The sequence below is a fragment of the Erwinia mallotivora genome, from assembly GCF_000590885.1.
Classification (GTDB): domain Bacteria; phylum Pseudomonadota; class Gammaproteobacteria; order Enterobacterales; family Enterobacteriaceae; genus Erwinia; species Erwinia mallotivora.
Genome location: NZ_JFHN01000065.1, coordinates 77,832 through 88,942 on the forward strand (window position 1 = coordinate 77,832; position 11,111 = coordinate 88,942).

At 58.0% G+C, this 11,111-nt stretch carries 6 protein-coding genes and 2 pseudogenes; all 8 read right to left on the reverse strand.

Features of this window, described 5'->3' with window-relative positions:
• Positions 1-134 precede the first annotated feature (134 nt).
• On the reverse strand, positions 135-1,361 hold the full coding sequence (locus tag BG55_RS17465) for a DUF3396 domain-containing protein (RefSeq protein ID WP_034940207.1): 1,227 nt from the start codon (positions 1,359-1,361) through the stop codon (positions 135-137).
• A 9-nt stretch (positions 1,362-1,370) separates the two neighbouring features.
• Positions 1,371-2,653, reverse strand: a pseudogene (locus BG55_RS17470) (VRR-NUC domain-containing protein).
• A pseudogene (locus BG55_RS17480) lies at positions 2,653-5,164 on the reverse strand (type VI secretion system Vgr family protein). Before BG55_RS17480 ends, BG55_RS17470 begins: the two co-directional pseudogenes overlap by 1 nt.
• 3 nt (positions 5,165-5,167) lie before the next feature.
• Positions 5,168-5,695 carry a type VI secretion system lipoprotein TssJ gene (gene tssJ, locus BG55_RS17485; protein ID WP_034940215.1) on the reverse strand — a complete coding sequence of 176 codons (528 nt, stop codon included), beginning with the start codon at positions 5,693-5,695 and terminating at the stop codon, positions 5,168-5,170.
• A gap of 69 nt (positions 5,696-5,764) precedes the next feature.
• A complete protein-coding gene (gene tssG, locus BG55_RS17490; RefSeq protein ID WP_034940219.1) occupies positions 5,765-6,844 on the reverse strand; it encodes a type VI secretion system baseplate subunit TssG in 1,080 nt (359 codons plus the stop codon).
• Positions 6,808-8,577: a type VI secretion system baseplate subunit TssF gene (tssF, locus tag BG55_RS17495; protein ID WP_034940221.1), complete on the reverse strand. Its 1,770-nt coding sequence runs from the start codon at positions 8,575-8,577 to the stop codon at positions 6,808-6,810. The genes tssG and tssF overlap by 37 nt, the downstream gene beginning before the upstream one ends.
• 75 nt (positions 8,578-8,652) lie before the next feature.
• Complete coding sequence (gene tssA / locus BG55_RS17500; protein ID WP_034940223.1) at positions 8,653-10,272, reverse strand: type VI secretion system protein TssA; 1,620 nt, start codon at positions 10,270-10,272, stop codon at positions 8,653-8,655.
• Positions 10,273-11,111, reverse strand: an 839-nt coding sequence (locus BG55_RS17505) for a type VI secretion IcmF C-terminal domain-containing protein (protein ID WP_034940226.1), incomplete at its 5' end; no start/stop codon positions are given.

Here is an 11,111-nt window from a genome sequence, read left to right on the forward strand (position 1 = left end):
AACGCGTGCAACACCTCACGACCATAAAAGCTGAGCACGCCGGAGTTCAGGGGACTGTCATTTATCTCAAACGTATAACGTGTCTGTCCGTCGAGCAGGGCCAGCCAGCTGTGGCCCTGAGACGTGAAACAACATTAGCGGACAGAATCAGTAACAATAAACACACTGCCTTTATCATCACGTTCAAGCAGTGACCAGCTGGCGCGGTGCTTCTGACCATGCTTGTCTTCAAACTCCGGCATAATCTGCCCGGCGCGGGTGTGGGTGTACTGCGTCGTTCCGTTAATGATGGTGGCCCATCGACCATCAAACGGGGATTTTTTACCGCTCCAGCAGGTGATCCTGACCGGCTCCCGGGACTTACCTTCATCGTCTTTATCCAGCGCGGCACTGGCTTCATCGAAGCGAGCAAACCATGCCATGGAGGATTCTTCCTCAAACTGGAAGTTTTCATGTTCGGAGTAGAAATGTAAGCTGTTATGCCCGTCCTGACGAATAGGTTTTATTATCTGATTCACTTTCACCAGCAATGGAGGTAGCTCTTCAGTTTTCGCCTCACCCAGAGCTGGCGGTAGTTCTCCGGCTTTAAGAATAAGCCCGTCATTATAGGGCAGCAGTTCAATCTCAGGAGTGTTCTTAAGTCGGTGAGCCAGTTTCTCTGTACCGCCCAGTTTTTCCAGCCAGGGATTGCCCAGAATGGTATACCAGCAAGGGCCTTTAAGTCCCTTCACTGCCTCACCGCCCTCCAGTGCCCCCAAAGAATCTACCATCACGCCCGGAAAGCGCTGGGCCAGTTTGTATTCGTAAGGGAGCATCTGATGGAATTCTTCTGGAAGAATAAAAGATATCCCTGCATAACCACTTTCGACGGCAAAAGTATTACATAGCCAAATCAACCAGGACTGGTAACGATCTTTACCATCCGACTCTTTTAACAGTGATAGTGGAAATGTCAGCTTAATAACAGAACGATTACTGTCGTTATGAAATATCCTTTTCCCCATAATGAGTATTTCATAATCAGGGGCATGATAGTCTTTCTCGGAGCTACCCAAATACCATGAGAAAACCTCTTCTGGCGTTGAGTCCAGAATTTTTTGTCTTTTTTTCTGGTAATTATTTTCCGTAATCCCAACCCATTTTTTCTTATATACTGTTTTCTTCAGATGAGGCTTACATTCGCTATAAAAGCGATCCACACACTCCACCATTTTCTGACGCACTTTTGGCAAATGGCCATCTTTAAAAAAGATGGTGATTATCAGCCCAAGATTCACCGCCTGGCTACCGTCCTTGTACTTGACGGACGCTTCCGGCAGCCACTTTTCGATATAATTCAGATCTAAATCATTCAGTTCCATTATCATTCCTTATTGGATTGCCAGCGCACCGACGGTTCCAGCTCCCAGAACCGCTGCCAGCGCTTCCCAGGCAGTTATCGCCAGCCGAATAATCAGTAAAAACGCGGCCAGCAGGGCTTCCGGGACACCTAACGTCACCACCAACGCCCCCACACCTACGGTGACAAGCACCACGCCAACCGTGACAGCCACATCCGTCAGTACCTGCACCCAGTCGACCTGTTCCAGCATATCCAGCGTCATATCAGTGGCTTTCTGGATTTTAAGCCATGCTACCCGAAGCTGTTCATCCGTCCATGAAGCCGCTGCGCGTCCCGTCTGGCTGACCCAGCGCCATGCCTGATGCCCCTGGGAGTATACCCATTCTCCGCTGTCGTTCAGCCAGCCTGCGGCCTGGCTGAGCTTTTGCTGCATCTCTTCTGACAGCACATGCCAGCCGGCTGCAATATTGTTGACAGCCCCTTCACTGAGGTCTGCCACAGCTTTCCTGGCATATGTCCAGGGCTCAATTTTCGCAGGAACCGGGGTTGCAGGTGGGCGTGGTGTGAAAATGGGCGGGTACAGGAACAGCGGCCAGTATTTCGCCCCGCTGGTCTTCCAGGCTTTCATCGTCACATTGACCACCTGGTCGCTCCACTGCTGCTCCTCGGGCCGGCAGTCGTGGATCTCTAAAATAGTCATTTTAGTTTTTTTAAGACCGACAATTATCATGTAATCATCGTACTGATCCTGACCAAGCTTGTCCCCCGGAAACTTTACCTCCACCAGACGTTCCAGGTTATCAACGTGCATCTGGCCTTCCACATCCGGGCCAGCGAGCCCCGGCCAGCGATCATTTATGTTTTTTACGATAATGACATCCGGGCGTCGGTAAATACCCTTTCCTGGTACCGGGAAAGGGTTGGTGGTATGCCGCCTGCCTGCACCTTCCACCAGTAACGTGCTGCTGAGAAACGGGCGTGGCGGAGTAGTGCGCATATCAAACGGAACTTCAGCTTTGTACCACCACCGGTAATCGTGGGCGATCTCATCCACACGAATAAGCCCACTCAGCATCAGTTGCTTCAGGCTCATCTGGTAGCTTTTTCCGTTGCGACGGATTTCTGCCGACAGCCGTGGAAAACGCATCGCGTACTCCACCTTTATATGTAAATACTGGCGGTTGCTGGTCGTCGGCAAACGTGATTGTTTCTCAACCATTTCAACACCGGTTTTCGTACAGTCCCACGGCTGATTATTGGTCCCTGTGGGATGTCTGCGCCCGGGGTATCGGGTAAATCGGGCAGTTCCATTACACATCCTCCCTGAATTCGGTTGTCAGTTGCTGTTGGTCGCCATCACCGATAAACCACATGGACTCTTCCGGCTGCGACTTGTCCGACGCTAGGTCTACGGCTTCCTGCTCACGGGTATATACCGCTACGGTCCGGCCTTCTGCATCGCTGAAACCGGTAGCCTCCTGCCCGGAAGGGGTTTTCAGGTGATAAGGCATGCCGGCAAGTATCCTGCCCTGCTCATCCTGAAGCTGGTAAACCGCAGAATAAATGTGAGACGTTCCCATCAGTGGGAAAGCGATATCCTGACCTTCAGGACGAAGTTACGCGTGCGTTTAACGTTACGGGTGTACGTATGTCTGTACCGTACTCAATCCCTCCGGCCTCAATCCTGACGTAGCTGCCCCCGCCAATCAGCGTCACCTTCTTTTTACCGGCAAAAGATTCTCATGCTGCTGATGCTCAGTTTCTGCGCGCACTTATATGCAGGCCACCGTTCTGTGCCTGCACCTGTACCGTCCCTGGTCGGAGATGAAACTGAGTTTGCCATTTTGGGCAAACAATCCGAGGCTTTGTCCTGCCAGAACCGCGTATTCCCCAGCGACCGTCTGATATCCCCGCCCGCATTGATGGCAACATTTCAGCAGCGGCCAGTTGCAGGTGCTCACCACTGGTAAACGCCATACCCTCTGGTGCCGTGAAGTGAATGACTTCATTAAGTGGTTTCAGGCGTTCATTAAACATCGCTATCTGACGGGCAATGTCAGCTTCCAGCGCCAGCGCCTGCCGCTCAGCATTCACCAGACGTTCAAGATGTTGATGTCCGGCCTCAATATCCCTCAGGGCCTCATCCATACTCAGCACATCGCCTTCAGCCTTCACCTGACCCTCTGCGGTAATCAGCAATCCCTTCGCCACACGAATCACCCCGAACTCATCGGTTCGCAGCTCAAAACCGCTGCCCCGTGGTTCATTCTCTGCATCAACGACATGCCCCTGGTTCAGCGCCGTAGCTCCGAACGGCGTGCTGAGCGCGATATGCTCTGCCTGACGCCGGTCTTCCATCCGCAGTTCGTTCTGCCCCGTGCTGCGCAGGATGTTCCGGCTGCGGTTATCCCGGGTGACCACGTCCGCATGCTCAGCGTCATGAAAGGCATGGGCGATATACGGCCGGTCCGGGTCGCCGCCGTCAAAGGCAACGCCCACTTCCGTACCGGCGATAAGCGGCATGTGCCAGCCACAGGTTTCACCCGCGCACGGCCTCGCCAGGCGCAGCCACAGGGCATTACGGCCCCGTTCCGCCTCTTCACGGCTGAAGTCCAGCCTCACCAGGTATCGCCCCGTTTCATCCAGATGCGCACAGGGGTCGTGCGGCTCATCGCTTTCGACGCGGGCGGGCAGCGTGCCGGCAATCAGCGGGCGGGGCGCAGGCGCAGCTCTGAAGCAGAACCCTTCGCTGTACGGCATGCCCCACACCGAAACGTGCAGGCGGGTGTCGCGGGCAGCCCGGAAGGTGGTGAGCGTAATCACCATCCCGTCTTTCAGCTCCGGCACGTCACCGTCACCGGTCTCCAGTACCATGCCCGGGGTGAGATGGCTAGCATTGCTGAACAGGTGCAGGCGGATAGCCCCGTTCAGTTCACGTTCGTGGTGGATACGCGCATAAAACGCCCCGCTTTCAGTCGCGGGCTCAGCGAGGCTGTCATCCCCGGCGTCACGGCAGGGTATCAGGTAGCGGTACTGTTCGCCGGTGGTGGCAGCCTCATTCCTGACGCTGACCGCCGCATCCACTGGCGTACTGACCATGCGGTAGTTGTAATCCCGCAGGGAAACGCTGCCGGTCACCGTGTGATGCCAGACCCGCGCATCCCATACCGCTTCCACCGCGCCGTCATACAGTGCGGAAGGCTCACGGTACGGCAGGTGGACATCAAACTGATAGTGCCGCTGGCTGTCGGCAAAGGTCACCCTGTCCAGCCCGGTGGTGGTGTTGACCCCGGTGCGGAACCAGATGCCAGTTTCGGCCAGAATGCGCTGAATAAACGCCAGGTCAGTTTCCCGCCACTGGGTAATCAGTTCGCGTTCCGGGTAAGTGCGCTCCAGCCGGAACTCAAAATCCGACCCTTCCAGCCCGTGAGCGCGCAGTATCTGTTCCACCAGTTCCGGTACGGAGACATTTTGGTACAGCGCACAGCGGCGGCTGTGGGCAAGCAGCGCCAGGCGCGAAGAAAGTATGACGGCAAAATGCGTCTGGTCGGCGGTCTCTTTCAGCACCTCAAAACCGGTGATAATGCCCTGCACCACCCTGCCACTGAGCATGCTGAGGGTGGCGTATTTCAGCATCGCATCCTCGCGGGTGATGCCTTTTTGTGGCGTGGTGAACGCAATCCGCCATTCGAACGGGACATTCAGCGCTTCGCGTCCACGAAAGTTCAGCACATCAGGCTTCAGGATGCTGTCATTAATCTCAAGGTGATAGCGGGTCTGTCCGTCAAACAGCGCCAGCCAGTTATCGAGGGGGATGTTCATGGCTTACTCCTTCACCGGGATCAGGGTCATCCAGCCATTACCGAGTTCAATGGTGCGTGGCTTATCCGGGTCGAGATCGTCGAGGCTCAGCACCAGCTTCCAGCTGTTGTTGCGCATATCCGGGCGGTTAAACAACCCCACCACCGCCACGAATTTCGCCTCTTCGTTCATCAGCATATTGAGGGTCACGCTGCCTTTGGGCATCACCAGCAGCGACTTGCTGGCAACGATGTCCTCTTTCAGGGTGTTATCCGCATCGCGCAGCAGTTTCTGATAATCCACCGCATCCACCTTCTGGCGGTCTTTCAGCTGGTAAACCTGCACCATGGTTGCCAGCGGCGTCTGGCTTTCATCGGCATTGATGGCCGCGCGGGGCTCAAAATCGAGGTGCAGCACTTTAATTTTTTTGTAGAAAATGGCTCTGGTTACGCTGACCGTGCCGTCCGATACGGTCTGGGTCAGGCCACATGCGGTCAGCAGAGAACAGAGCAGCATCAGTGCGACGCTGCGCGACAGGGGAGCGAAAGTCATTCTTGGCGTCCTTTTCAGCTTTCAGAAACAGGGGCGTATTCGATGTGTCAGGTATTGCGTATCAGGCTTTCAGTCAAAACGGTAACCACCAGGCTGTGCAGGCAGCAGAGGCTCGCAGGTCAGGCCTTCACAGGTGCCCAGGCTCACGGTCAGATGCGTGCGGGTCGCGGGACGGTCACACTTCACACCCAGTACGCCGGTACGTCCCAGCTGTACCCGGTTGCTCTTACCCAGACGGGGTTCAGGCAGGCAACTCACCGGCACGGTGAGACGCAGGCGTACATCAGAGCGATACCCCATATATACCCGCAGCAGCACCATCAGGTCGGTGTGTAACTGACCACCGGGCAGCCAGCCCTGCGCCTCCTGCGGGCTGTCAGTCGCCAGCATCAGCAGGATACGACTGCATGCTTCTTTCCCGGTCTTGCCGAGCGTGGCTCGCTGTGACAGGGATACGCGGCTGGCTTTACCCAGCCCGCTGCGGCTCTCTACGGCAACTCTCACCGGGTCCGGGCTGATAACGGTAGCGCGCGTCTCCGGGGCCAGCAGGCTCACCAGTTGACGCATCCCTTCGGCGTTGCGGGTAGGCAGGCGCAGGGTGCCCAGCAGCGCCAGAAAGCGGGAAACCGGGGTGGCTACCTGCTCTGCCGTACCCGGGATGCCAAGACCAACCAGCCCCAGCAGGCACTGAGAGGTGTCGTCCACCCCGCCAGCCTCGAAGGTTGCCGGCCAGGCATATTTGCGCCAGATACGGTAGTACTGGGTGTGGATACGGTGGCTGAAGATATCCAGAAACGTGGTGGTGGCTTCATGCCCTTCCCGTCGCTGGGCGATATCATCGAGATACGCTGTCGGCAGCGGGGAGTCCACGCCGTACATCCCAAGGAAGGTGGTGCGTACCGTCGGCGGCAGCTCAGGGTTGTCCTCGTCGGTTTCAACCGCCTTCAGTTCACTAACCGGGAACCCCATTCCCGGCCACGGGCGAAAGCGCACCGGATCAGCTGAGAGTTTCTCGCTACTGCCAAGCTTCGGCGCATCCGGGTTTTCCTGTTCCAGCAGCTGACAAAAGCGGTAAAAATTAACCCGCCAGATGTCGTCGCGAAGCCGCTCTGTCAGCCTGGAATGTGCTGGCTGTGATTTTCTTTCCATCGCAGTCGTTTCCCTGTGGGTTGCAGTACCAGTGTGAGCTGATTGAAGAGGTGGACATCGGCATAGAGGGCAAAGAAGCGGTGCAGCATTTCACCAAACAGGGTGACATCGCCCTCTCCGGCAAAATTGTCCGCATTAAGGGTGATTTCAATGTCCACCCCGCGCAGCATAAAGCCCTGCTCAAAGCGGCGGATAAGGGTGTGCTTCACCGCCACAATCGCCTCCAGGCGACGGCGGTTCATCTCGTCATTGGTCCAGTCATACAGTGCCAGGGTGCCACGCAGCACTTCCGGGTTATCCATCATGCTGAGGAAACTGGAGCCCAGATGGCTCATCACCCGCCAGTGGAAACGGTCGTTCGACGGTGGGTACAGCGGCAGGGTCGGCACCTTCAGATTCAGCACCCTGACCGGCACCCTGGCCGCCTTTACCACCCGGTCAAGCAGGGTGCTTTCGAGCGAACGGCGCGGCAGTTGACCGTTGGTAGCGGTGATACGGATGGAGAGTGGCTCCGGGGCCTGTGACAGTTGCTCCATCTCGAACGAACGGCCACCCAGAATAAGCCAGGTATCGTACAGGCCCGACGGGCCGCGCCTGACGCGGGTGTGGAAGTAACGCTCCGGCGCATCGTGGCGCATCATGCCGCCACGGTGGCGGAAACTGGTGAACGGCACATAAGGATGTTTGCCGTTTTTCACCGCGCCATGAATGGCATCCACGCTGTAAATTTCGGTATGGCCGTCCTGCACGCGCATCGGGCGCAGCAGGAATTCGTTCTGCAACGGATCCGGCGTCAGCGGGTCGGCTTCCAGTGAAAACAGGTTAATGACCGGGGCGCAGTGCAGGCGGAAATTGTCGGTCTCAAACGGCATGTCTGAGGGCCAGCCGCCGTCGAGTACGATATCGGTCTCAAGCCAGGTGGTTTTCTCGCTCAGCCCGGCAAGCTCCAGCCCCTTAAGCTCCACGAACATAAATTTCTCGCGGAAGCTGAAATACTCCAGCAGCAGCTGGTAGCCACTGAAGGCCGAGTCGCCTTTCGGCCACAGGCGGTCAGCGTCATCAAAGCCCATCGGTTTAAACCAGCCGTCAAAGTATACCCGTTCCGCGCAGGTTTCATCGTGGCGGACATACATCGCCTGTACCCTGCGGGTCAGGGCCAGATGCAGGGCCGAAGCCAGAGGGCTGTCGGCATCGAGATAAATGGCCACCTTGTCAATCCCGGCTTTCGACCAGTCCACTTTATCCGGGCACTCAAAGCGCAGGCGAATGACGGCGCGGCCATTCGGTTCGGTCCGCAGGCGCGCCTCAGCCAGGTGCAACGGCTGCAAAGGCACGTCGCGGGTGGTGCGGTACTGGCAGACCGTGTTATCGGGACCGATCGGGCGCGACAGCACCGAGAAGCCGTTTTCCAGCAGTTCCATTTTACGCAACTGACGCCAGTCCGGCGTAAATGTCACCACGGAGAGCGACGGGATGGTGCGCATGTAATGCGGCCACAGCAGGCTCACCAGCCCTTCGGTCAGCTCCGGCAGGTCATCATCCAGCTTTTCGCGCAGACGGCCCATCAGGAAGGCGAAGCCCTCAAACAGGCGCTCCACATACGGGTCACGCGCCCCGCTTTTATCCAGATTGAGCATGGCAGCCCGGTCCGGATGGGCGCGGGCAAATTCTTTACCGGCTTCGCGCAGGTAGCGCATTTCAGCCTCATAATAGCGCAGGGTTAAATCATCCATGAGCGGAGATCCTGAGTACAAAAATCATCAAAAAGAAAAGGACGTCATCAATACAATGAGCAGAAAATGCAGAAGCTATCCGCACAACACCATCGCACGCGCCGGATCGAGGGCAATCAGCCCGGCAAGCAGCGCATCCATCTCCGGGGCGAAACGGGCTTTGTCGCTCTCACTGCGACCGGCCTTCAGGCGCAGCAGGCGCAGGCGGCGAGCCTGGACGTCAAACAGCAGTCCCGGCTCCCATTCGCTGAGCGTCAGCTGCGGGGCGCTGTCGGTAAGTTCTGCCAACAGGTGAAGGGCAAGCTCGTTGCGGCCATACTGCTCCGCCACTTTCGCCATCAGCAGACGGAGTAGCCAGCGGCTGCGGGGAGAAGCCATGTCCGGTCGGCTTTGCAGCCAGCTCAGCGCGGCTTCCGGGCCATCGCTATCGCCCTTCTCCATCGCCTCCGCTTCCAGCGCCAGAATGTCATCGGCCTGAGCGGCGGCGGCCACTGTCAGCTCGTCAGTTAATCCGGGTATCTCATCGTTGACCGTCTCAGTAATCCAGTTCAGCGTCACCTCATCAGCCAGCGGCGTGCCGTCATTCCAGGCGAGCGTCTCCAGTCCCGGCAGGCGTTGCAGCAACAGCTTCAGGTCGCTCACAATGTACTCTGCCCATTGCTCCCAGGGGCTACCTGCCCGGCTCAGCCCCTGCCAGAGGTACCACTGCAAATCGAGCCAGAAGCGATTACCGCCCTCGGTGAACATCACATCCACCTGCTCTACCAGTTCAGTCCAGCTTTGTTGCAGGTACAGGCGTTTAAGCTGGGCGCGGTAGTCGGCCTTCGGCGGCAGCAGACGCGTCATGCCGCTCGCATCCAGCGCCGGTAGTTGCGTCACCAGGTCCCAGCGGGCGGCCTTCATCATCCGGTGGGCGGCAAGCCAGCCCTGTGGCTGCTCCACCACCCAGCCGGACAGCACGCGCAGCTGGCGTACCAGTTCCACTTCCGATTTAACGGCAGCGGCTTGCGGCACGGCTGTATCAGAAGATGGTATACGCCTGTCGCCTGCCGTCGCCCCTGTCACACCTGATGAGGCCACAGGCGTATCCAGCCCGCCGCTACCGGCAAGGCGGGTTTCCAGCGTGCGCAGCAGACCGGCAAACGCAGGACGCCCGGCCTCAGGGAAGAATTCCAGCGCATTCTCAAGCAGGCACAGCGCCGCCGCCGTTCTGGCGGTCTCTTCCCGCGTTACATCCGGCCAGCGCATGAATGCATCGAGCACTTTCTCACTGTTCAGCCAGTCGAGTGCTGCCCGTCTGGCGGCGCTACGCTGCGGATGGCAGTGCTGCCCCGTCTGAAGGAGCATGGCGGTCAGCAGCAGGATGCCATCGGTCAGCCCGCTCTCGCCGTCACGCAGCAGGCGGGCAAAGGCATACCAGGTCACCACCCGGATATCGCGAGCGTGTTGCGTCAGAATGCATTCCGCCTGGCGGCACAGCACGTCAGTATCGGTGCCGGAGAGTTTGTTGATTTCCTCGCGCATCAGTTGGAAACCATCCTCATAAGTCGGGTCATCCCCGGCACCATGGCCGGAGGGAAGTACGGTCAGCCACGGCGACCACCGCGAGAGGCTTTCCCGGCTCCGGGCGAGCAGTGCCGCACGCTGGGTTGCATCCGGCAGACACAGGGTCAGGAGTGTTTCAGCAGTCGCCATTTATTCGTCTCCGGCAAAGGTGAGTGAGCTGTCAGTCTCGCCCACGGAAAAAATGGTCTGCGGCAGGCTGAAGCCCTGAACTTTGAGCAGCGCCAGCGGGCCGTCGCCGAGTTCGCTGCGCAGTATGAATTTCAGAGGGTTGCCGTCCGGCGTGATCCACACCAGTTGGGTGCGGCTGCTGTCGAGCGGGGTAATCAGCGCCTTATCAAGCAGACGGATGAAGCCCCAGTTGCCCTGATGGCTTGCATACAGGCGCATTTCGGCACTGGTTGAGCGCCAGCTCAGATCCACACCCGGATACCAGCTGTTGCCCGGCCAGATGAAACTCTGCCAGCTTTCCACCTGGTTGAAGTAATCCAGTTTCTGACCATCAAGCGTCAGCCAGGTACGGGCCACATCGCGTGATGGTCGGGCCATCAGCTCGAAATGCACCCCGGCATCGCCTTGGGCAAAAACGATATCCGAGATATCGGCAAGCTTATTAATGGCGGCAAGAAACGCCGGGCTGATGTTCATCCCCTGACTGGCAGCCGGATCCACTGTCCAGTGACTGCCTTCCTGATGCAGGATGCCACCGAGATTAGTTTTGATAAATGCCGCGATTCGCCCGGAGTCACTACGCAGGAACTGAGCGAGCAGTGGCAGTGAGGCATCGCTACCGGTGGCCTTGAATGGATAGCGTCCGGCAAAGGCGGAGTTCCACTGCGAGACAATGGTGCTCTGCCAGCGGGCATTGAGACTGCCTGCGGCCGGGGCCAGCACCTGACGCCAGGCCAGGTCGAGCGGCTGCACAAACAGCGCCTGCCCGAAGCCGTTCCACTCCTGCCCGAGGCTTGCCG

Excerpts from the sequence above, each read along its gene's own strand:
- BG55_RS17465 (WP_034940207.1), bottom strand. The coding sequence starts at position 1,361 with ATGGAACTGAATGATTTAGATCTGAATTATATCGAAAAGTGGCTGCCG.
- tssJ (WP_034940215.1), bottom strand. The coding sequence starts at position 5,695 with ATGACTTTCGCTCCCCTGTCGCGCAGCGTCGCACTGATGCTGCTCTGT.
- tssG (WP_034940219.1), bottom strand. The coding sequence starts at position 6,844 with ATGGAAAGAAAATCACAGCCAGCACATTCCAGGCTGACAGAGCGGCTT.
- tssF (WP_034940221.1), bottom strand. The coding sequence starts at position 8,577 with ATGGATGATTTAACCCTGCGCTATTATGAGGCTGAAATGCGCTACCTG.
- tssA (WP_034940223.1), bottom strand. The coding sequence starts at position 10,272 with ATGGCGACTGCTGAAACACTCCTGACCCTGTGTCTGCCGGATGCAACC.